The 24086-nt window shown below is 33.4% G+C and carries 20 protein-coding genes; 17 read left to right on the forward strand and 3 right to left on the reverse strand.

Features of this window, described 5'->3' with window-relative positions; all coding sequences use genetic code 11:
• Positions 1 to 62 precede the first annotated feature (62 nt).
• The 6 genes from EMN46_RS13925 (at position 63) to cysN (ending at position 6863) form a co-directional block, all read left to right on the forward strand.
• Entirely contained in the window at positions 63 to 956 is an 894-nt protein-coding gene (locus tag EMN46_RS13925) for a DUF4835 family protein (protein ID WP_154201425.1), read from the forward strand.
• 50 nt (positions 957 to 1006) lie between these two features.
• A complete protein-coding gene (recN, locus tag EMN46_RS13930) occupies positions 1007 to 2662 on the forward strand; it encodes a DNA repair protein RecN (RefSeq protein WP_154201426.1) in 1656 nt (551 codons plus the stop codon).
• A 116-nt stretch (positions 2663 to 2778) separates the two neighbouring features.
• Positions 2779 to 3618, forward strand: a complete 840-nt coding sequence (locus tag EMN46_RS13935; protein WP_154201427.1) for an enoyl-ACP reductase — start codon at positions 2779 to 2781, stop codon at positions 3616 to 3618.
• Positions 3619 to 3930: 312 nt separating this feature from the next.
• Positions 3931 to 4539 (forward strand): adenylyl-sulfate kinase, encoded by a 609-nt coding sequence (cysC, locus tag EMN46_RS13940; protein WP_154201428.1) that lies wholly within the window; start codon positions 3931 to 3933, stop codon positions 4537 to 4539.
• 73 nt (positions 4540 to 4612) lie between these two features.
• A complete protein-coding gene (gene cysD, locus EMN46_RS13945) occupies positions 4613 to 5518 on the forward strand; it encodes a sulfate adenylyltransferase subunit CysD (RefSeq protein WP_154201429.1) in 906 nt (301 codons plus the stop codon).
• Positions 5519 to 5591: 73 nt separating this feature from the next.
• On the forward strand, positions 5592 to 6863 hold the full coding sequence (gene cysN / locus EMN46_RS13950; protein WP_154201430.1) for a sulfate adenylyltransferase subunit CysN: 1272 nt from the start codon (positions 5592 to 5594) through the stop codon (positions 6861 to 6863).
• Between the two features lie 72 nt (positions 6864 to 6935).
• Here the strand turns inward: cysN and EMN46_RS13955 are convergent, their stop codons facing one another.
• Both EMN46_RS13955 and EMN46_RS13960 read right to left on the reverse strand, forming a co-directional pair.
• Positions 6936 to 8399, reverse strand: coding sequence for an OmpP1/FadL family transporter (locus tag EMN46_RS13955; protein WP_154201431.1), 1464 nt, complete (start codon positions 8397 to 8399; stop codon positions 6936 to 6938).
• Between the two features lie 64 nt (positions 8400 to 8463).
• A complete protein-coding gene (locus EMN46_RS13960) occupies positions 8464 to 9870 on the reverse strand; it encodes a hypothetical protein (RefSeq protein ID WP_154201432.1) in 1407 nt (468 codons plus the stop codon).
• A 256-nt stretch (positions 9871 to 10126) separates the two neighbouring features.
• On the opposite strand from EMN46_RS13960, the gene proS reads away from it, so the two are divergent.
• The 4 genes from proS to EMN46_RS13980 all read left to right on the forward strand — a co-directional run bounded on the left by proS (position 10127) and on the right by EMN46_RS13980 (position 14523).
• A complete protein-coding gene (gene proS / locus EMN46_RS13965; RefSeq protein ID WP_154201433.1) occupies positions 10127 to 11602 on the forward strand; it encodes a proline--tRNA ligase in 1476 nt (491 codons plus the stop codon).
• A gap of 150 nt (positions 11603 to 11752) precedes the next feature.
• Positions 11753 to 12436, forward strand: a complete 684-nt coding sequence (locus tag EMN46_RS13970) for a hypothetical protein (protein ID WP_154201434.1) — start codon at positions 11753 to 11755, stop codon at positions 12434 to 12436.
• 33 nt (positions 12437 to 12469) lie between these two features.
• Positions 12470 to 13696, forward strand: coding sequence for a peptidase T (gene pepT / locus EMN46_RS13975; RefSeq protein ID WP_154201435.1), 1227 nt, complete (start codon positions 12470 to 12472; stop codon positions 13694 to 13696).
• Positions 13697 to 13893: 197 nt separating this feature from the next.
• Entirely contained in the window at positions 13894 to 14523 is a 630-nt protein-coding gene (locus EMN46_RS13980) for a hypothetical protein (protein WP_154201436.1), read from the forward strand.
• 1 nt (position 14524) lies between these two features.
• On the opposite strand, the gene EMN46_RS13985 is transcribed toward EMN46_RS13980, so the two are convergent.
• Positions 14525 to 14842 (reverse strand): helix-turn-helix domain-containing protein, encoded by a 318-nt coding sequence (locus tag EMN46_RS13985; protein ID WP_154201437.1) that lies wholly within the window; start codon positions 14840 to 14842, stop codon positions 14525 to 14527.
• A 148-nt stretch (positions 14843 to 14990) separates the two neighbouring features.
• Here EMN46_RS13985 and EMN46_RS13990 point away from each other — a divergent pair, with 148 nt between their 5' ends.
• The 7 genes from EMN46_RS13990 (at position 14991) to EMN46_RS14020 (ending at position 24035) form a co-directional block, all read left to right on the forward strand.
• The gene (locus tag EMN46_RS13990) at positions 14991 to 15989 is read left to right on the forward strand and encodes a YhdH/YhfP family quinone oxidoreductase (protein ID WP_154201438.1); all 999 of its coding nucleotides are present in this window, start codon (positions 14991 to 14993) and stop codon (positions 15987 to 15989) included.
• Positions 15990 to 16094: 105 nt separating this feature from the next.
• Positions 16095 to 18512, forward strand: a complete 2418-nt coding sequence (locus EMN46_RS13995; protein ID WP_154201439.1) for an ATP-binding protein — start codon at positions 16095 to 16097, stop codon at positions 18510 to 18512.
• Positions 18513 to 18660: 148 nt separating this feature from the next.
• Positions 18661 to 19974, forward strand: coding sequence for an anthranilate synthase component I family protein (locus EMN46_RS14000; protein WP_154201440.1), 1314 nt, complete (start codon positions 18661 to 18663; stop codon positions 19972 to 19974).
• 49 nt (positions 19975 to 20023) lie between these two features.
• A complete protein-coding gene (gene tilS / locus EMN46_RS14005) occupies positions 20024 to 21346 on the forward strand; it encodes a tRNA lysidine(34) synthetase TilS (protein WP_154201441.1) in 1323 nt (440 codons plus the stop codon).
• A 351-nt stretch (positions 21347 to 21697) separates the two neighbouring features.
• A complete protein-coding gene (gene tnpA / locus EMN46_RS14010) occupies positions 21698 to 22168 on the forward strand; it encodes an IS200/IS605 family transposase (RefSeq protein WP_154201442.1) in 471 nt (156 codons plus the stop codon).
• Positions 22169 to 22389: 221 nt separating this feature from the next.
• Complete coding sequence (locus EMN46_RS14015) at positions 22390 to 23403, forward strand: DUF262 domain-containing protein (RefSeq protein WP_154201443.1); 1014 nt, start codon at positions 22390 to 22392, stop codon at positions 23401 to 23403.
• Positions 23403 to 24035, forward strand: coding sequence for a HEPN domain-containing protein (locus EMN46_RS14020; RefSeq protein ID WP_154201444.1), 633 nt, complete (start codon positions 23403 to 23405; stop codon positions 24033 to 24035). Before EMN46_RS14015 ends, EMN46_RS14020 begins: the two co-directional genes overlap by 1 nt.
• The last annotated feature ends 51 nt before the right edge of the window (positions 24036 to 24086 follow it).

The raw sequence follows: 24086 nt of genomic DNA on the forward strand, positions 1-24086 counted from the left end.
ATTAGGCTTGACAGCTCATTTGTTTTGATTAACTTTAATTTAAAATTTTGAAACATTTATCTATGCGTAAATTACTTTTTCTTCTTATCGTTATATTTTCAAGTTTGAATGTCTATTCGCAAGAACTTCAATGTAATATTCAAGTTGTAAGTCAGCAAATTCAAGGTACGAATAAGCAGGTGTTTAGAACGATGCAGACGGCTATTTATGAATTTGTAAACACTAGAAGTTGGACAAATCATATTTATGATCAGGATGAGAAGATTGTGTGTAATATCTTGATAAATTTAACAAGCCAAATTTCATCGGATGAATTTAAAGGGACTATGCAGATTCAAGCTCGACGTCCTGTATTTAACTCTTCTTATAATACCGTTTTGCTGAATTTTAAGGATGATGATATTCACTTTAAATATGCTGAGTATCAGTCTTTGGAGTATAATGAATCTAATACGCCAACAAGTTTAACAGCTCTATTAGCTTACTATGCTAATATTATTGTCGGTTTAGACTATGATTCGTTTGCTCTGAAAGGTGGTAGTTCATATTTTACAAAGGCTGAAGCCATTGTGAATAAGATGCAAAATTCAAAGTATCAAGGTTGGAAATCATACGAAAGTAAGAGTAATAGATATTGGTTAGTTGAGAATATTCTGAATAATTCATACAGCCCTATTCGAGAGTGTATATATCGCTATCACAGATTAGGACTGGATAGAATGTCTGATAAATTAACCGATGGTCGTTCTGAAATTGCAGAATCCTTAAGATTATTACAGAAAGCTCATCGTGCTAAGCCAGGTTCCTTTTTCCTTCAAATATTCTTTGATGCTAAAGCTGATGAAATAGTAAATATATTTTCAGAATCATTTAATGAAGAGAAAAAACGTGTTTATACTATTCTAAATGATGTCGATCCAGCCAATTTAACTAAATATGAAAAAATACTTGAGTAAGCATAACCTAAATATTGTTTTTACGATTAAACTTATATTCTAAATATAATATGCTTCAATTTTTAGCTATACAAAACTACACCTTAATCAATCAAATTGAGATTGATTTTAAAAATGGGTTTTCTATTATAACTGGCGAAACGGGTTCGGGAAAATCTATTCTCTTGGGAGCCTTAGGTCTGGTTTTAGGTCAACGACCTGATACGAATATTCTTAAAGATAAGGATCGTAGGTGTGTCATAGAGGCTAGTTTTAATGTTACGAAGTACCATTTGCAAAAATTCTTTGCGGACTCTGATATGGAATATGAAGAGGAAACAATTTTGCGCCGTGAGATTTTGCCCAATGGAAAGACTCGAGCATTTGTTAACGATTCGCCTGTAAATATAAAACTCTTAAAAGAGTTAGGTTATAAGTTGATAGATATTCATTCTCAGAATCAAAATTTGGCTTTGGGTGATCCCGAATATCAAATGGGGATTGTTGACACTTATGCTCAACATCCTTTTTTGTTAGATGATTATCAGACTCAATTTGAAGCTTATCAGACTATTAAAAAGGATTTAAAAGATCAAGAAGAAATTGCTCGTAAAGAAAAATCGGATTTAGATTATTTCCAATTTCAATTACAGCAGCTACTTGATGCAAATTTAGTTGAAGACGAACAGGCTCTGTTAGAATCCGAACTTGAGACGCTTAATCATGCTGAAGAAATAAAGACAAATTTATTTAAAGCCTCAAATTTACTTAATGAAGGTGATGTTACTATTATATCTTTATTGAAGGAAGCACGTACGGCTATTGATCAAGTGAAGAATGTGTTTACAGAAGGGGAGGAGTTCTATAAGAGATTTGAAAGCTCATGTATCGAATTGCAAGATTTAGCCTCTGAACTTGAGAAAAGTTACGAATCTATGGAGTTTGATCCTTCTAGAATTAGTCTTCTGAATGAAAAATTGGATACAATCTATGGTCTTCAACAAAAACATCGTGTAGATTCTATTGAGGGGCTAATTCAAGTAAGGGAAGATTTGGATGAAAAAGTTCAGCGGATTTCATCTAGTGATGACGTGATTGAAAAATTAAAATTACAATTGCAAAAGCAAGAGTCTAAACTATCAAAAGCTTCTCAAAAACTAAGTAAAAGTAGAAAATCCGTAATTCCCGAAATTGAAAAAGCATTGGAATCTCAGTTGATTCAATTGGGTATGGCCCATGCTAAGATTAAGTTTGAGCAGACTGTCATTAACGAATATCAGTATTTGGGCCAAGATTTAATTAGAATTTTATTCTCTGCAAATAAGAATGGACAACTTGAAGAAATTTCAAAAGTTGCATCTGGAGGAGAAGTTTCTCGTTTAATGTTGAGTATTAAGTATCTCATTTCTGCGTCCACAGCCTTGCCATCTATAGTATTTGATGAGATAGACACCGGTGTATCTGGTGAAATCGCTGATAAAATGGGAGTTGTTATGCAAAAGATGGCTGAAAATATACAAGTGATTAGTATTACTCACTTGCCTCAGATTGCTAGTAAAGGAACCTATCATTATAAAGTTTATAAAGCTGATGATGAGTTGGAAACCTATTCAAATATAGTGCTTCTTGATAAAGAAAGTCGAATAGAAGAGTTAGCTAAAATGCTTAGTGGATCAGACTTGACTCAAGCAGCTATGGAAAATGCTAAAGTCCTCTTATCTAAATAGAAATGTTTAGAATTTCTGACTAAAGAGTTTATTTAGTCTTAATAAGAGTTATTTTTTTGATTTATTCTAAATAATATTGGTTAAATTTACAACCACAAAATTGAAAACTACGAATTATGTCTTATAACTTATTAAAAGGAAAAAAAGGAATCATCTTTGGTGCTTTAAACGATATGTCAATTGCATGGAAAGTTGCAGAGTTGGCTGTTGCTGAAGGAGCAGAGATTGTTTTAACCAATACGCAGGTTTCTATTCGCATGGGAACTATCGATGAGCTTGCAAAAAAATGTAATGCTCCAGTAATTGCTGCTGATGCGACAAATCCTGAAGATTTAGAGAACCTATATACAAAAGCAATGGAACATTTTGGTGGTCCTGTAGATTTTATTCTGCACTCTATAGGTATGTCTCCAAACGTACGTAAAGGGAATTCATACGACCAGTTGAATTATGAGTATCTTAAGAAAACTATAGATATTTCAGCTGTTTCATTTCATAAAGTGATTCAGAAAGCTAAAGAAATGGATGTTGTGTCTGAATGGGGATCTATTGTTGCTTTAACATATGCAGCAGCCCAAAGAACTATGTATGAGTATAATGACATGGCTGATGCAAAAGCTATGTTGGAATCTATTGCACGAAGTTTTGGTTATATTTATGGTCGTGAAAAACGTGTTCGTGTAAATACTATTTCACAGTCGCCAACAATGACAACTGCTGGTAGTGGTGTGAAAGGTTTCGATAAACTAATTGACTTTTCAGAACGTATGTCTCCACTTGGAAATGCAAATGCTGAAGAATGTGCTAACTATTGTATTACTCTTTTCTCAGATTTAACTAAGAAAGTTACCATGCAGAATTTGTTCCATGATGGAGGATTTTCAAATATGGGAATGAGTTTTAGAGCTATGCAGCAGTATAATAAAAGTTTTGATGATAAATGTGACTGTCAATAGGTCATTTATTTATGATGTAAATAAAGAGTTTCCTTTTGAAGGAGACTCTTTTTTTTTGTTATGAAAATTACTTTTAAGAGAGAGTTTGAAAGATAAAACTTAGTTTTTTTTACTGTATAGTTACAGCCTAGGTATTCCTAGTCTATAATTTTTATAATTACCTTAGAAATTGTACATTTGTGTCTGATTTTTGAGGGACTTGATTATATTTCTTTTTAATCCTCTTTAGTCGATAAATAAAGAATTTTCAATCGAATTTTGTCAAATGGATAACATTGGTAGAATGAAATTTGATTCATCTAAAATAAATTAATGAGTACCATAGCAACTAATATTCATCCTGTTTTCGACCGAATTATTGGTAGAGAAGAGAAGGAACTATTTTTAAAACAAAGAGCACGAGTTATTTGGATGACTGGACTTTCAGGATCTGGAAAAACAACAATTGCTATTGGGGTCGAAAAAGAACTTCAGAAGAGAGGTTTTTTAACTCAAATACTTGATGGCGATAATATTCGTACAGGAATTAATAAAAATTTAGGTTTTTCAGAAGAGGATAGATTTGAGAATATTCGTCGTATTGCTGAGGTTTCAAAGCTATTTGTTAATTGTGGCATCATAACTATTAATTGTTTTGTTAGTCCTACTCTTGCTATTCGCGAACAAGCGAAGGAGATTATTGGAGATGCTGACTTTAGAGAAATTTATGTTAATGCATCATACCAAGAGTGTGAGAAAAGAGATGTTAAAGGCTTGTATAAAAAAGCTCGTAATGGTGAAATTAAGAATTTTACGGGTTTAGATGCTCCATTTGAAGCACCTAAAAATGCTTTTTTAGAAATAAAAACGGCTGACATGTCGATTGAAGAATCTGTGGATTGTTTGGTAAAAGCTATTTTATCAGATATAAAGCAAGCTTAATTTTAAAATAATAATAAAAACAATATACTGCTTATTGTGTTTAGTCACAGAAGAGTAAATAAATTTTTTTCGAATGAATGAATACAATATAAATCACCTAAGAGAACTGGAAGCTGAATCGATTTATGTGATTCGTGAAGTTGCAGCTCAATTTGAGAATCCTGTAATGTTATTTTCGGGTGGAAAAGATTCTATTATCATGTTTCATTTGGCAAGAAAAGCTTTTGCACCAGCAAAGGTACCTTTTGCTTTAATGCATGTAGATACGGGTCATAATTTCCCAGAAACAATTGAATTTCGTGATAAATTGATGAAAGAGACAGGTGCTCGTATCATTGTTCGTTACGTTCAAGATTCAATTGACCAAGGAAAAGCTGTTGAAGAAACAGGTTTTGATGCAAGTAGAAATAAGCTTCAAACGGTTACTCTACTTGATGGACTTGAAGAATTACAAGTGGATTGTGCTATGGGTGGTGGACGTCGTGACGAAGAGAAAGCTAGAGCAAAAGAGCGTTTTTTCTCTCATCGTGATGAGTTCGGACAGTGGGATCCGAAAAATCAAAGACCAGAACTTTGGAACCTTTTTAATGGTAAGAAAAATATGGGCGAGCACTTTAGAGTTTTCCCTATTTCGAACTGGACTGAGATGGATGTGTGGCAATATATTTATTTAGAAAATATTGACATTCCTAAAATCTACTTTTCTCACGAACGTGAAGTTTTCTTACGCCATGGTAACTTATTATCCGTTTCCGATTTTATTCCAATGCGAGATACTGAAAAGGTTGAAAAAAGAATCGTTCGTTTTAGAACTATTGGTGATGCAACCTGTACAGGTGCTGTTGAATCAAAGGCTCATACTCTTGAAGATATTATTGACGAAGTAGCTGCTACTAGAACGACTGAACGGGGTACACGTCATGATGACAAACGTTCTGAAACGGCTATGGAAGATCGTAAAAAAGAAGGGTATTTTTAAAATTATTAATAATTATTAGTGTTTGGTGCTAAATGATTTCGGATCATTAATCATTGATTATTAAAAAAATAATATGTCAGATAAAACATCAGGATATTTAGATATGGAGCTTTTACGTTTTACTACCGCAGGTAGTGTTGATGACGGAAAAAGTACCCTAATAGGACGTTTATTATACGATAGTAAAGCCATTTTTGAAGATCAAATGGAGGCTATCGAAATTTCTAGTAAAAAGCGTGGAGACACAGAGGTTGATCTTGCCTTACTTACCGATGGTTTAAGAGCTGAACGTGAGCAAGGAATTACTATTGATGTGGCTTATCGTTATTTTGCAACACCAAAACGTAAATTTATTATTGCCGACACACCAGGTCATGTACAATATACACGAAATATGGTTACAGGTGCTTCTACAGCTAACTGTGCTCTTATTTTAGTTGATGCTCGTCATGGTGTTATCGAGCAAACATTACGTCATTCTTATATTGCAAACTTATTGCAAATTCCTCATCTTATTGTTTGTATCAATAAGATGGACTTGATGAGTTACTCAGAAGAGACTTATGAAGGTATTAAGAATGAATATCAGAAAGTTGCTGATAAATTGAATATTAAAGATGTTCGTTTTATTCCTATTTCTGCCAAATTTGGTGACAATGTGGTAGATGCTTCTGAAAATATGGATTGGTATAAGGGTGAAACTTTATTGAATCTTCTGGAAACTATTGAAATAGTTGATGATAGAAATCATAAAGATGCTCGTTTCCCTGTTCAATATGTTATTCGTCCTCAAAGCGATGAATATCATGATTATCGTGGATTTGCTGGTCGTGTGGCTAGTGGTGTTTTTAAACCAGGAGATAAGGTAAAAGTTTTACCTTCTGGAAAAGAGACAACAATTAAGGCGATTGATACGTTGAATGGAGAATTGGATATGGCTTTTTCACCTCAATCTGTTACGCTTAGATTAAGCGATGAGATTGATACTTCGAGAGGCGATATGATTGTAGCTGCAGATGATGTTCCTCATATTGAGAAAGAATTTGATGCCATGGTTTGTTGGATGAATGAGCGTCCTATGATACCTGGAGGTAAGTATACCATTAAGCATACTACAAACGAAACCCGTTGTGTTGTACGAAATGTGAACTTCAAAGTTGATATTAACTCTTTAGAAGAAAGAACGAATGATAAGGTGATAGGCTTAAATGATATTGCTTGTTTAACCTTTAAAACAGCGAAGCCATTATTTTTCGATTCATATAATAAAAACCGAAATACAGGTAGTTTTATTTTAATTGATGAAGGAACAAATGAAACTGTTGCTGCAGGTATGATTAGATAAATCTAGTTAATATATAGAATAAAAAAAAGCTCCCTTTGGGAGCTTTTTTTGTTTGGTCAAATTCTGTTTCAATTAAAATTTGAATCCGAAAGTCAATCTCATTTGGTGGTTTTTATCTTGAAGTTTTACAGTTTGAGAATCTGCGTAGTAATTATACGATTCATCTTTGTCAGAATAGCTATAAGCAGCATCGAAAAAGAAGTTACCTTGACGAACACCAAAACCTGCAGAGTATATATTGTAAGACTCATCAATTGATTTTGCTTTGTATGGGTTTCCAAAATTTGCAAACCCACCTCGTAAGCTAAATACCGACGAAACTCTGTATTCTAATCCTGCTCTTAGGTTGCCTACACTTTCGTAAGATGATTTAATGATATCATTCGTTTCAGGAAATTCAGCTGTTCCATTGAAATCAAAATCATCTTCACCATCAGAGAATTTAGCGTTTGAATAATCTACAAACTCATAATCTAAACTTATAATAGCTTTTTTTGATAAAACGACTGCACCACTTAAAGTGAATTTCATTGGTGTGCGGTAATTGTATTTATAATTTGATAACTTAGTTTCATCAGCATAGTTTGAAAAACCATCAAGTGCAGTCTTGAAATGTGAAGCCATTTTATTTTTAAACTCATCTTCCATTGAGAAGAATGTTGGCGTGTGTAATGAAGCGCCTAATCTGATGTTTTGATTTGGTTTGTAAATCATACCAATTTTGAAATTAGCTCCAACTCCAGTTGTTTTAACATACTCTTCAAGGTAATAGTTGCTTAAGTCAGATCCACTGTCAATTAATGTATTTTCAGTAAAACGTGCTGTTGACTTATAATTAATGCTTTGAATTCCAAGTGATGCACCAATATATAATTTATGCGCATAATTGGCTCCAAATGAGATATTATACTCACCCATAGAACCTTTTTCTTCTATAGTCTTTCTCTGATTCATTTTTTCACCAGAAAATATAGGAAGATCGTAATCTAGTTCATTTTCATCCTGAGGATTCAATAAGTAGGTTTCGTAAGCCAGATACTCTGTCATAGGGTTCAGTTTATCGTATATAATTCCATCAGCATTTGCTTCAAATACATCTAGCAGACTAGTTTTCGAATTTAAAACTTGAGACATAGATGACTTTCTAAAGTTGTTGATGCGATTATAGCCAATTCCGAAATTGAAATTTTGCCAACCATCCTCAGATATCATTCTGGGTTTAATTGTAGCAACATAACCAATATTGCTAATACCAAAAGTGAATTTATCATCATCTAAGTTACCACTAGTGCTCTTTCTCATTTCCATTGTTGGTGTAAATGTGAATTCTGAGCTTTGGAAAACTCCAAGTCCAGCAGGATTGATTCCAATACTTGAAAAGTCGCCACCTAAAGCACCAAAAGCTCCACCCATAGCCATTGATCGTGCTGTTCCTGTGTAATGTTGCTGAGAATAACGAAGAGCGTCATCTGCTGTTTGTGCGTATATTACTCCAGTGAAAACAGTAAGGAATAATAATGAGATATATTTTTTCATTGTTATGTGTATTAATAGTAGGTTAAGAAAAATAGTTTAATCAATATCCAGATTTAAGAAACACTTATCTTCTTTTTGAACCTCCGCTTGAGCGGCTATTACCGCTTGATGATCTAGATGAAGAACTTGAAGAGCGAACAGCTCCTGAAGAACGTGATGAAGATGATCTTGAAGGACTATATGAACTTGAAGAACTTCGTGTAGAACTCTTTCTATATGTCGGCGTACTTTTCACCTTACTGTATCTTGAAGATCTTGTACCTGTACTTCTAACAGTTGATGAGCGTCTAGTTCCCGATTGATTGTACGATGGACGTGAGCTGCTACTAGGTTTTGTATAGTTACTAGTTCTTCTAGTCGTTGTTCCTGCTTTAGTTCCTTGGTACGACGAACGGTTTTGCGTACCATATCGTGTTGTTGTTCCAGTTGTATTTGTTCTTCTTGTATTTGTACCTACTCTATTGCTATATGAACTTCTGCTATTTCGAGTACCATATTTTTGTGCTGCAGTACTTCTTCTAACCGCATTTTGATTTGTAACTGCCGAGCGACGTGTTGAAGTTCCTGATTTAGTATAGCCTGCAGAACGATTAACACGGCGAGCTGTACTTTGTGTATTAGTTGCTGCGCTTCTTTTCGTATATGTTTTATTAGTACCAGATTTGCTTCCTACACTTGTTCTGTGTCCATAGTAGTTTCTAGAATGGTTTGTATGTGCATAGTGATTACCGTAATGGTTGTGTCCATAATATGGATAACCATATCCATAATTTGAATAGTAACCATAGTATGAGTTTCCCCATCCATAATTGCTACCCCAATAGAAGTCATCGTAGAAACCATAACCTATTCCGATTCCAAAACCAAAGCTTGATCCATAGCTAGGGTAGTTATAAGCAAACTGTCTACCATAACGAACTGGTGAAAATCTGTATGAATTATAATTATTGTAATTGGTCCAACTTGGTGTCCACCATACTTTGTCGCCTTCAACATAAACATTCCAATCAGAATCACCAGCTAACCACATAGCTAAGTTATAACCGCTGTTGTCGTAGTAACCAAAGCCTTGAGGATACCATTCTCTTAATCTATCAATATCGTCAAGATCAGAATCGGTTCCATTAAATTCGCCAATAAAATAGCCTTGTTCATCATTGTAATATGTTGTATCTATTGGTCCAACAGAATCATCGTTAAGCATTTGATTATACTCTTCTTGAACTTGTTGGAAATTTCTATCGTCACCAAAAGTAGCTCTACTTGTAGGTTCTACTTTTGTTGTTTGTTCGATAATAGGCTCTTGCCTGACTGGCTCCGTCGTATAGACTGCCATTTCCTTATCAATTAGAGATTTTTCTCCAGGAACGTAATAAATGTCATCTTGAAATGCTGATGTTCCCACATAAGATGGGGAACAGGCCGTTGCTATTAGCAAGGTTACGATTAATAATTTATAGTAAGCTTTCATCTGGATATGTTTTAAAGGTTTACGTTAGATATCTTTTATTTTGATTGAAATTTATTTCTTTTTTTTGTTTCGTGTTTTTAAATATTCAATCTAGTAAGTTTCATGTCTAACTACCAATATGATTATCTAATAATATTTTATACTTTTGTAGCCAAAATTAAGGGCTTAAGTCTTATTTTTTAATTAGTAAAAAGATTTTTTTTAAGAACTTTTAAGTATTATTAAGATAGCAAATACCATACCAAAACAATATAAAATGGCAAAAGTTTTAACCAGTAGAAGCGAAAATTATTCGCAGTGGTATAACGATTTAGTAATTAAGGCGGATTTAGCAGAGAATTCTGCAGTTAGAGGTTGTATGGTGATTAAACCATATGGCTATGCTATTTGGGAGAAAATGCAAGCTGTACTTGATGCAAAGTTTAAGGAAACAGGACATCAAAATGCTTATTTTCCCTTATTAATTCCCAAGTCATTTCTAAGTAAGGAAGCTGATCACGTAGAAGGATTTGCAAAAGAATGCGCCGTTGTAACTCATTATCGTTTAAAGAATGATCCCAATGGGAAAGGTGTTATTGTTGATCCTGATGCACGTTTGGAAGAAGAATTAATTATTCGTCCAACTTCCGAAACTATTATTTGGAGTACTTATAAGAACTGGATTCAATCTTACAGAGATTTGCCAATTTTAGTTAACCAATGGGCAAATGTCATGCGTTGGGAAATGCGTACACGTTTATTTCTTCGTACTGCCGAATTTCTATGGCAAGAAGGGCATACTGCTCATGCAACTAGAGAGGAAGCTTTGGTTGAAACTGAAAAGATGATTAATGTTTATAGCGATTTTGCTCAAGATTGGATGGCAGTTCCTGTACTAAAAGGAACAAAAACTGAATCTGAGCGTTTTGCTGGTGCAATTGATACGTATTGTATTGAAGCTTTAATGCAAGATGGTAAAGCACTTCAGGCCGGAACGTCTCACTTCTTAGGTCAAAATTTTGCTAAGGCTTTCGATGTGAAATTTACCAATAAAGAAGGTAAAGAAGATTATGTTTGGGCAACATCTTGGGGTGTGTCTACTCGTTTAATGGGAGCTCTAGTAATGGCTCACTCTGATGATCATGGTTTAGTTTTGCCTCCAAAATTGGCTCCAATTCAAGTTGTAATTGTACCTATTTATCGTAAAGAACCTGAGTTAGCACAACTAGCTGAGGTGATTGATCCATTAGTTGCTAAGCTTAAAGCTAAAGGTATTTCGGTTAAATTTGATGATAGCGATAACCGCAAGCCAGGTTGGAAATTTGCTCAATATGAATTGAAAGGTGTGCCATTGCGTTTAGCTATAGGAGCTCGCGATCTTGAGAATGGAACTGTTGAGTTAGCTCGTCGTGATACTTTAACTAAAGAAACTGTTGCAATTGAAGGTGTTGAAGATATGATTGAGAATCTTCTTGTAGAAATTCAGGATACTATTTTCCAAAAAGCACTTGATTTTAGAGCAGAGAAAACAACTAAGGTTGATTCTTACGATGAATTTAAAGAGCTGTTGAATACTAAAACCGGTTTTTTCTTGGCTCACTGGGATGGTACTGCTGAGACTGAAGAAAAAATTCAAAATGAAACAAAAGCAACAATTCGTTGTATTCCTTTTGATAATGAGCAGGAGGAAGGTGTTTGTATGGTTACAGGAAAACCATCGAAACAACGTGTTGTGTTTGCAAAATCATATTAATATTTCCAATTATTGAGGATTATTAATTTTCGTTTTTTAACGAAAAATATATTTATAAATAGCCGTCACCGATTTTTCGGAGACGGTTTTTTTTTACCTTTATCAGATAAATCTAGATTAAGGATTTTAATTAAGCTTAAACACTATACTATGAATATACTCAATACAAAATCTGCCATATTGCAAACAATACGCGAAAAGTCTATTCTAAAGCAATTGGTTTATAAGAATACTGTAGAGGTTTTTTTAGATCTCAAGGAGGTTCTTAAAAATCTGGTGAAAGATTATAATTTGGAGCTTATTGATGAGCCTGATGCTGTAAAATTAGAATTTGAAGATAGAGGAGCATCTGAAGTACAGATAAGAATAGCCTCAGATATTCTAATTTTCAGCATGTATTCAGATGTTTTTCAATTCGATCGTGATCATCCCGTTTGGAAAAAAGATTACGTGAAACAAAATCCAAATAATGCTTATTCTGGGGTTATCAATATCTATAATTTCTTATCGGACTCATTAAAATATAAGCGATCTGAGGATTTAGGATACTTGGTTGCACGTATCTTCATTAATAGGGAAAACCATTATATCGTTGAGGGAAAACGTCAGATGGGATTGCTCGAGAATGATCTCTCTCAGTCTATAAGTGATAAGGATAGTTTGAAAAAGATTGTGGAGACTGCTATTAACTATTCGTTGAATTTTGATTTATTAGTTCCTCCTTACGATGATGTTAAAATTTTATCTGTAGCTGATATTGATGAAAAAATTCATAATGCAAAAATCAAAACGGGTAAACGTTTAGGTTTTCAGTTTAAATCTGATGATATTTAAATTAACAAGTGTAACAACAAAACCCTATATATAATGACTGAAGTAGTAAATAAATTTATAAAATATGTTCAGTTCGATACTGAATCTGATACTCAAACAGGCTTAACACCGAGTACTCCTGGACAAATGTTTTTGGCTCAAGAATTGGTTAAGGAGCTAGAAGAAATGGGCATGAGTGATATTTCACTTGATCAAAATGGTTATGTAATGGCCATATTGCCTTCAAATATGGATAAGAAAATTCCAACTGTTGGTTTTGTAGCACATATGGATACAAGTCCTGATCTTACAGGGAAAAATGTAAAACCTCAGTTTGTTGAAAACTACGATGGAGAAGATATTGTTCTTAATAAAGAGCAAAATATTGTAATGAAAGTGGCTGATTTTCCTGATTTGAAAATGTATAAAGGTCAAACTTTAATTACAACTGATGGTACAACTTTACTTGGAGCTGACGATAAGGCCGGTGTAGCTGAGATTATGACAGCTATGGAGTATCTAATTAAGCATCCTGAAATTAAGCATGGACCAGTTCATATTGGTTTTACACCTGATGAAGAAATTGGTCAAGGTGCTGACTTTTTTAATGTGGAGAAATTTGGTGCTGACTTTGCTTATACGCTCGATGGTGGTGAAATAGGCGAGTTACAGTTCGAGAATTTCAATGCAGCTTATGCCGAAGTTGCCTTTGTTGGACGTAATGTGCATCCAGGAATGGCTAAGGATAAGATGATTAATTCAATGCATATTATGCAGGAGTTTATGTCGCAGTTACCTCCGAATGAAGTTCCTGAGAGAACAGAAAATTATGAAGGATTTTACCATCTTATAGGAATGGAAGGTTCTGTTGAAAATTCTAAATTGCAATATATTATTCGTGATTTTGATATGGATGCCTATAAGGAACGTAAAAATAAATTTGAATCGCTTTATGCAGATATTCGTTCTAAGTATGGTGAGGGGAGTATTTCTCTTCAAATGAAAGATCAGTATTTTAATATGCGTGAAAAAATTGAGCCTGTTAAATATATTGTTGATATAGCAGAGCAAGCCATGAAAGATGTAGGTGTTACACCAATGATTGTACCTATTCGTGGAGGAACTGATGGTAGTCGTTTATCTTATATGGGTTTACCATGTCCTAATATTTTTGCGGGCGGTCATAATTTCCATGGTCGATATGAATATGTACCCGTTGATTCTATGCAAAAAGCTGTTGATGTTATTCTAAAAGTAGTTGAATCGATCTCATTGAGATAAGTCTAATATACAGATATTTAATGATGGTACACAATGATTTGTGTGCCATTTTTTTATTTTGAATTGATGATAATTAAGTTTGTTCACTAGCCTAGTGTTTTATTTTAAGTGAGATAAAAAGTCTATTCCGTCAACTTCTATTGTCCTTTTAAAATTTTATTTATCTTCGAATCTTTAATTTTGATTACGCTTTAAATATGATATTAGCTAATAAGTTCAATTCTGCAGATTTGTATAAGGAAATTGAAACTCTTTTTTACAATGAGTATTTTCATTCAATTCTCAAGTTTGAACATATTATTGGTAAAATTGATACGTTTGGTTTTAGCTCTGAAGAAATTAAATGTTTGTATGAAATATTTGTCCGAACCTATTTAGAGCTTAATGAATTTGTTAAAGCTAGACAGGTCGTTGATCAGCGCTTACTTTTTTTGTGTGATAAAGATATGAGTGATGTCGATTATGCTGATGATCTACTCATCTTCACCTTCTTAAAAATGGAATTGCTTCAAAAGCAAAATTTGACTAAAGAAGAGTATAAGCTAATATTGGCTTATGAAAAACGAGGAAAGAGTGATGATCAGGTCTCGAATAGAAAAATTGAAATTGAGGAAGGCTTATATATGAAATATGTGAAGGTGAATAAATACCTTCTGTATCTAATATTACTAGCCGTGTTGCTTGTAAATATGGATTTTATTCCTGTAACTGAGAACTATATACCTACATTAATGGCTATAGCTGTTGGATGGTACATCTTGAATTTTACTATGAATTGTAGGGTGAAACGGGTTTATTTGGGAATCGTTCGAAAAATATATTTTTGAACTAATCTTCCAAACTTTTCTCAAACAATTGCCCACCTGAAAACATGGCTTTTAAAATAGGATGAATTTTCTTTCCCAAATCGGTAAGGCTATATTCAACCTTAGGTGGTACTTCTGGATAAACTTTGCGGTTTACCAATCCTGATTCTTCTAATTCTTTTAAGTTTTTGCTTAGCATTCTATCGCTGATGTCTGGCAAAAGCTTTACCAATTCATTATAGCGTTTTGTGCCTTGCATTAAGTGCAAAACAATAGTTGCTTTTCGTTTTCCTTTAACGAAATTAATGAATGTATCGATGGGACAATCTCCTTTTTTCAAAATTTAAAAGTTTTTACGTGTTGATAATCAGTAATTCCGAACAAAAGGTTAGTGGCGAACCTAAATGTAAGTTCTTGATTGATAGTTAAACTCTTTATAACTTTGTACAAGATAAGGATAATATAGAACAAATAAATTGAGACTTATTATGGAATTAACTAAAACTTTTAAATCCTTGCGTGTACACGAAGAGGATGGAAAATATATCAGAAGAATTGAAGAACGTCAGTTGTTAGATTTGCCTGAAGGAGATGTGCTTATTCGTGTAAAATATTCTTCATTGAATTTTAAGGATGCTCTCTCTTGTGTTGGAAATAAAGGCGTAACAAAAAATTACCCACATACACCAGGTATCGATGCTGTTGGAGTTGTGGAATATTCGGCTAGTGGCAATTATAAAGTAGGCGATGAAGTCATTGTTACGAGTTACGATTTAGGTATGAATACCGATGGTGGTTTTTCTGAATATATTCGTGTACCTGAAGCTTGGGTTGTGGCATTACCAGCTGGTTTGACTTATAAACAAGCTATGATATATGGAACAGCCGGATTTACTGCAGCATTATCTGTTTTTCGTTTGTTGGCAGCTGGTCAAACTCCTGAAATGGGCCCCGTTGTAGTTAGTGGAGCTGTAGGTGGAGTTGGAAGTGTGGCTATTAGTATATTGGCGAGTTTAGGTTTCGACGTGGTTGCTGCTACTTTTGATAGTGAAGTGGATGAGACAAAGTTACTTGAAATGGGTGCTAAATGCAGAATAACAAGTGAAATAACTGATGATAAATCGGGACGACCACTATTGAAACCACTTTGGGCAGGAGCTATTGATGTTATTGGAGGAAACACTTTACACACCTTATTAAAGGCATGTAAACCAATGGGGAATGTAACTTGTTGTGGTAATGTTGGTTCTGGTGATTTGGCAATGACTGTTTATCCTTTCATTCTAAATGGAATCAGTTTAATTGGTGTGGATTCTCAAAAATGCCCAATGGAATTGCGACAAAAAGTATGGAATAAATTGGCGAAAGATTGGAATGTATACAACAATAAAGAGCAGGTAATCGAAACGACATTAGAAGAGTTAGATCCATATATTGATTTAATGTTGGCAAAGAAAAGTAGAGGTAGAGTAATTGTGAAGATATAATACTGAGCATAAATTAGAATAGAAAAGGCAGCCAATAGGCTGCCTTTATTTTTTGATCATGAATATTTTGTTATATTTATTGTTCTTATCTAAATACAATGCTTAATGAAAAAAATCTTCTTAACGATATGCTGTGTTTTACTATTAATAATAGATATACATGCACAAAGTGTTGTTCGCGTTGGAGCATTTAATTTTTATCCTGCAATTTTTAAAGATACTGATGGTGAGATAAAGGGTTTTTATGTTGATGCACTTCGTGAAATTGAGAAGAAGGAGAATATTAAATTTGAATATGTTTTTGGTTCCTGGGATGAGGGACTTACTAGAATAAAGAATGATGAAATTGATATAATGGTTAGTGTCGCTTATTCTGATGAGCGGGCCAAATATATGGATTATTGTTCTACGCCTTTACTCACAGTATGGGGGGAAGTTTATATTAGTAATCATTCAGAAATAGATGGGATTAAAGATTTGCAGGGTAAGCTGATAGCTATCATGAAAAATGATATGAATGCTTGGAACCTAAAAGAGTTAACACGTAAGTTTTCAGTTAATTGTACATTTATCGAAAAAAATGATTTTGAGGATGTATTTAAGGAAGTTTCTTCATCAAAGGTTGATTGTGGGGTTGTAAATAATGTGTTTGGATCTCCGAAATCTAAAGAGTATGGTCTTCGCTCTAGTGGAATCGTTTTTAACCCTTTTAATATTTATTTTACCGTTAAGAAAAATAAGAATGCTTATCTAATTGACCTTTTAGATCGTTATTTAAAAAAGTGGAAGTATAAAAGTAATTCTGTGTATAATGTAGCAAGGCAAAAATGGTTACATGAAAAAATTAACACGATTCATATTACTCCTGTTTGGTTAAACAATACAATTTCTTTAGTTGTTGTTTTGTTGGCAATTCTGATTCTTTTTATTGTTTTACTTCGTTTTAAAGTAAGAGCTGCAATAAGTAATGTGAAAAAGAGTGAAGAGAAATTGAGTCGGGCATTAATTGCAGCACCATTTCCCATAATGATACATGCTGAAGATGGAGAAGTGATATCAATAAATGAAACATGGACTAGCTTAACAGGTTATGCCATTGAGGATATACCAACCATTGGAGCTTGGACAGAAAGGGCTTTTAGGCAAGGAAATAATGAGGGTAAGAAATATCCTAGAGAATCTTATCTTATTAATTGTAGGATAAAAGGGGGTGAGTATAAAATATTTACTTCGTGGGGAGCGAAAATTTTCTGGGATTTTAGTTCAGCATCCTTAGGCAGTTTTGACGATGGAAGAAGGCTTTTTATCTCTATGGCAAAAGATATCACAGAACGCAAACTACATGAAATCGAATTGATAGCAGCTAAAGATAAAGCTGAAAGAAGCGATGCTTTAAAATCTGCTTTTCTTGCTAATATGAGTCACGAGATTCGTACGCCTATGAATGGTATACTTGGTTTTGCTGATCTTTTAAAAGAACCTAAATTGGATGTTGAAACACAGAAAGATTATATCCGCATAATTGAGGATAGTGGTTTACGTATGCTTAATATTATTAATGATATTATTGATATTTCTAAAATTGAGGCTGGCTTAATGGAAGTTTATATTAAGGAATCGAACATTAACGAACAAATTCAATATATCTATACGTTTTTTAAGCCCGAAGCTGAAGCTAAGGGAATGACCTTAACCTATAATAATTCGTTGCCACAAGAGGACGTATTTATAAAGACAGATCGTGAGAAGTTGTTTGCGATACTTACGAATCTAGTGAAAAATGCGATTAAGTATAGTGATAAAGGTTCTATAGACTTTGGCTATGTTCAGAAGAAAAATTACATAGAATTCTATGTGAAGGATACGGGTATAGGAATTGAACAAGATCAACAGCAAGCCATTTTTAAACAATTCGTTCAAGAGGATATTGCAGACAAACAAGCTCGCCAAGGAGCAGGTTTAGGTTTGGCTATCTCTAAGGCATATGTCGAAATGCTAGGTGGAAAATTGGGTGTTGAGAGTGAAAAAGGAATAGGTTCAAGATTTTATTTTACAATTCCAAGTAATTCTAAGTCTCAAGAAGTTGCTGATAATCATAGTGAGTTTACGGTTAGTGAATTTAATAGTCAAATTAATAATCTAAAGGTGTTAGTGGTTGAAGACACTAAAGAATCTGCTTTACTTTTAGAAATTATACTTAAAGATATAAGTAAAGAAATTTTATATGCACGAAATGGGTATGAAGCCATAACTCTTTGTCAAAATAATCCTGATATAGATCTAATACTGATGGATATAAAAATGCCCCAAATGGATGGTTACGAAGCAACAAGGGGAATACGTGAGTTTAATAAAGAAGTTGTTATAATTTCACAAACAGCTTTTGCTCTTACTGGTGATGCGAAAAAGGGAATCGAAGCTGGTTGCAATGGATACTTAACTAAGCCTATTAATAAAAATGAATTGATGTCATTAATACAACAGTTTTTGGGAAATAAAAAAGAAGTTTTTTCAGCAAAATGATTGTTTTTGATTAAGCCTATACTGGAGAAAACTATCCTGAAAGTGTAATTTTTTTTCTAAAAATATTAATAAGCTTTTGTGATTATAATAATCTTCTGATTTTATTGAGGTCATGTGATTCTATGTATCTTTTACTTAAATTTGCGCCATGCGTAAGATTCTAAGTTTTCATATATCGAATACGGCTAAATTTAAGGAGCAATTATTGCTTTGGTCTAAGTCATTTAAAAGGCTGGCTATTCTCGATAGTCATGATGTAAACAAAAAAGAGAATTCAAAAAAAGAATACAACTCATATGAGTTGCTTGCTGGAGTTGATGTTTTAACTGAAATTCAAGTTGAAGAGAACTGTTTTGATACATTGAAAAAAACTTATGATGCTAATAAAGACTGGTGGTTTGGCTTTTTGACCTACGATTTGAAAAATGAATTGGAGGATCTTTCTTCTAATAATTTTGATGGTGTGAAAATGCCAGCCCTTCATTTTTTTCAACCAAGATGGGTATTCGTTCTCAATGAAGATCAATTGGAAATTCATTTTCATGAAAAGGAGAATACTAGTGAAGAGGCTAAGACGTTGGTTGAACAAATTTTGGATGTAAAAGTACCTGAAATTCAATCTTCTTCAGTTTTAAATATAAAACATCGAATTAGTAAAGAAGAGTATCTTAAGGCTGTAATTGCCTTGAAGAATCATATCCGCTTAGGTGATATTTATGAGGTCAATTTTTGCCAAGAGTTTTTTGCTGAGAATGCACAAATTGATCCATTGGAAACTTACCGAAGTTTAAGAGATGTTTCACCTACACCATATTCTTGTTATTATGCCTTGGGCGATAAATTTCTTTTGTCTGCATCACCTGAACGATATATTAAGAAACAAGGCTCAAAAATTATATCTCAACCCATAAAAGGAACTGCCAAGAGAGGCGAAACTCTCGATGAGGATAATCAGATTAAAGCCTTTTTAGCTACCGATTCTAAAGAACGTGCAGAGAATATTATGATTGTGGATTTGGTTCGCAATGATTTATCAAAAACGGCTGCTAAAGGAACCGTTAGAGTAGAAGAACTTTGTGGTCTTTATACTTTTCCGCAAGTTCACCAAATGATATCAACAGTCGTATCGAACTTGAAGGAAGGAATCCATTTTGTGGATTGCATAAAACAGACTTTCCCTATGGGATCGATGACAGGAGCTCCTAAAGTTAGCGCTATGAAATTAATTGAGAAATACGAGGTGACCAAGCGTGGTTTATATTCAGCAGCTGTTGGGTATATTTCGCCTGATGCCGATTTCGATTTTAATGTTGTCATTCGCAGTATACAATATAATGCAAAAGATAATTATCTTTCGTTTATGGTTGGTGGTGCAATTACGATGCAATCTGATCCTGAAAAAGAGTATGAAGAATGCTTGTTGAAAGCTAAGGCTATAAAGCAAGTTTTAGAAAATGATTAATATTTAACGATTGTTATCGGTTTTCCGATAACTGATAACCAGAACCGATATGCAAAGAGAATTAATCCATCATATTGAAAAAGAAGACCTGTTTGGAAGACGCGAAAAACTGTTAGTTACGGTTAGTGGAGGTCTTGATTCTACTGTTTTACTTCACTTATTGTTTAAAATGGAGATGGACTGTGTTGTTGCTCATTGTAATTTTCGATTGAGAGGAAAAGATTCTGAAGGTGATGAGGCTTTTGTTCAAAAGTTGGCTGAGACATACAATTATCCTTTTCACACCATAGCTTTTGATACTGTTGCTTTTGCAGAAGAAAATTCTATTTCTATCGAGATGGCTGCTCGTGATCTGCGTTACGAATGGTTTGAAAAAATCTGTCAGGAAACCGAATGTTCTTATATTCTTACTGCTCACCATGCCGATGATGTAATTGAAACGGTTTTGATTAATCTGGCACGCGGGACAGGTATTCATGGTTTAACAGGAATAAAAGCGAAGATGGGGCGTTTGGTGCGTCCATTACTTCCTTTCTCAAGAGAGGAGCTAAAAGCTTATGCTAAGCTAAATGAATTAAGCTTTAGAGAAGATTATACTAATGCTCAAACTGATTTTGTTCGGAATAAAATTCGTCATCAAATTATTCCTATTCTGCAAAAAATAAACCCTAGTATTCAGAAAACGATGAATGAGAATGTGGCTCGTTTTTCTGATGTTGAGCTAATTTATAATAATGATATTGAAGAAAAGAAACTAAGCTTTGTAGAAGAGAAAGATGAGCAGTTGTTGATTTCTGTTTCAGAACTTAAAAAAATACCAGCTAAAAATTCTCATCTGTTTGAGTTGTTAAAACCTTATGGTTTTCATTCAAGAGATGTCATTAGTATCATCGAATCTGTAGACTCCATTTCAGGGAAATTATTCTATTCTGAGGCGTATCAGATTTTGCGCGATAGAGAATATCTCGTTTTATCTAAGATAGTTGAAAAAGAGGATGGAGAATATGAGCTAATGGAGAATACTCGACTTGTAATTAGCGAAAAGGAATTTAAATGTGAGATATTTGATCGACCTAAGGATTTTAAATTTTCTACCAATCCCCAAATTGCTTGTTTTGATGCGGATGAATTAATTTTTCCTTTGAAGTTGAGAAAATGGAAGAAGGGAGATATTTTTCACCCTATTGGCATGAAAGGAAGAAAGAAAGTATCTGATTATTTTATCAATAATAAATTTTCTTTAACTGATAAAGAAAATGCTTGGCTTCTTGTTTCGGGTCACAATATTATATGGCTTGTTGGTCATAGAATGGATGATCGTTATAAAATAACAAAAACTACGCGCTCGATTTACCAGGTTGCAATAAAATAAATTGAACAATCATGTTACGATGCTACAGATATTAGGGTGCGCTGCACCCAACGTGTTTGTGGTATTGTTGACTACATAGATTTTGGTGCTCTGCACCCAATATGTTTGTGATATTGTTGTCTACATAGATTTGGGTGCTATGCACCCGTCATTGCCTTAATCTGTTTGTGAAATTTCTTTTTGATGCAGAGCACCAATATCTTGGTAGAACCATGTTTAAATAATAGCGATAGGTGCAGTGCACCGTAATATTTTAATGATGTGGCATGCCCAAATATTTGTAGTACGGTAATATAAAATTGCATTAGATGAATAATATTGATAAATTCATAATTGTTAATTGTATGAATTATGGGAAATACGTATTCACAAATCTATGTGCACCTTGTTTTTGCCGTTCGCAATCGTCGAGGACTTATTCATAAATCTTGGAAAAAGGATTTAGAGAAATATATAACAGGCATCGTTCAAAATAATGGACACAAACTGATTGCTATTGGTTCAATGCCTGACCATATTCATATTTTTATTGGTTACAATATGAATCAAACGATTCCTGTGCTTGTAGAGCAAATTAAGACCTCCAGTAATCAGTGGGTGAAGGATAAAGGCTTTTCGATGGCGAATTTTAGCTGGCAAAATGGCTATGGCACTTTCTCGTATTCACGTTCTCAAATTGACACTATTGCAAACTATGTGAGAAATCAGGAAGAACATCATCGGAAGAAAAGTTTTAAAGAGGAATATCTGGAAATTCTTCAGAAGTTTGATGTAGAGTATCAGGATAAATACCTATTCGATTTTTTTGAGGAAAGTGACTAAGTTGGATTATGTCACTTTCAATATGAAAAAAAATCTATAGAATATCTATAGGTTCAGCGGCATTGTCCAACTATGTTTTATTTGTAAGTTTCTCTATTATAAAAGAGAATGTGAGGAAATCTTTATACTCTTTTTTTTGTTAACTTCGGCAAACGTAAGGATAAAATGCCTTTACGTTGGTCGTTATTAAAATAATAGAAGTTTAGATTAAACTAAATAATATGAATACAAACAGACAAATATTAAATTTATATCCGATTGATTATCCATTTGAAACATTAGTGTCTAGAGCAGAATCTAATCCTAGGAAACTAATATTGAATCCAGATTTCCAAAGAAAATACAAATGGGATAAAGATGGAAATGTAAGAGCGAGTAGATTTATAGAATCTTGTTTAATGAGAATCCCTATTCCTGCTTGTTATCTTGCAGAAAATGAAAACAACTACCATAATGTAATAGATGGAGTTCAGCGTATAACTACGATAAAAAATTTTTTTGCGGATGGTTTTATGCTTGAAGGATTAACAATTTATCCAGAACTAAATGGTAAAAAGTTCTCAGAATTAGGAGACTTTAAGAGTGCCCTTGAAAGCACAACTATGAGATGTATTGTTCTTCGTAAAGAAAATCCCAAGGAGCTAGTAAGAGAGATTTTTGCTAGATTAAATCAGGGAGCGGTTAAACTTTCAGATCAAGAAATAAGACATGCAATATATCCAGGAGTTTTAGATAGTTTATTGTCAGAATTAGGTGAACATGAATTTATTTCAGAATTTCAGAATAGTAAAAGTAAGGATGATCGAAGTAATGAGGAATTGATACTGAGATTTTTCGCTCTTAATAATGACCTAATAGGCTATAGCGGTAAACTATCTGTTTTGTTAGATGATTATATGGCTGATGAGCAAAGTATGGAAGAGAAAAGAGGGAAAGACCTAAAAGAATTATTTTTAGGCACTTTAAATAGGTGTTTGAAAACGTTTGAAAAACCATTTGTTGATACGACGTTAGCGAAGCCAAGACAAAGTGTTACATATTATGATCTTTTAATGCATTCATTTAGCAGTTTAACTGATGGATTTATAGAACAACATAAGGATGAATTAAATCAAAAATTTATTGAATTGTGCCAATTACCAGAGTTCAGTAAAACCTTAGCTGGGGGATTACAACAGAAATCTGCTATTTTAAAAAGAAGAGAACTTTGGGAAAATAAATTAAATGAAATATAATGGTTACTAAAGTTTTTAAAAATTTTGAGAACATTCTCGATGATCTAAAAGTTACGGTAACAAGTTGCAATGAAATAATTATTTCAGACAGTCCGTTGAATTTTGTTTACGAGAATTCAAATTTTCTTACAAAATCATTTTTGATCAGTTTGTGCGGATATCTAGAAACATATATAAAAGACGTGCTTGAATTGTTAATTAATGATTATAACGAACGAATTTCGGCTGAAAAATATCCGTACAATCTAATCAGGTGGAGTATTGAAAATAAGGATAAAAATGATTCGAAAATTCAAGCCTTACTTGATAAGAAAAAAGGACGATATGAAGATCTTGAAATTAAAATTAAAAAGAAAGATCTTGATCCATTTATATCTGGTAACCCATTTCGAACACGTGAATTATTTACTATGTTTGGAATAGACCTAAACAATGTTGATGCCTTTAATAATCGAAAAGATATTATTAATCAGATTATTGTAAAAAGGAATAATATACTCCACCACAATGATGAAGCTTCTAATTTATCTAATCTTGATGTAATTTTATACATTACAGAAATAAGAGATTACTGTATTCAATTGGATTCGCAGATTGAACAACGAATAACGAACCGCCAACAATGTGTATGATTTATAGGGTTTCAGGTCGTTATATATTGTTTTATTTTTACACGATAAACT

The organism is Ancylomarina sp. 16SWW S1-10-2, assembly GCF_009669305.1.
In the GTDB taxonomy this organism is placed as follows: Bacteria; Bacteroidota; Bacteroidia; order Bacteroidales; family Marinifilaceae; genus Ancylomarina.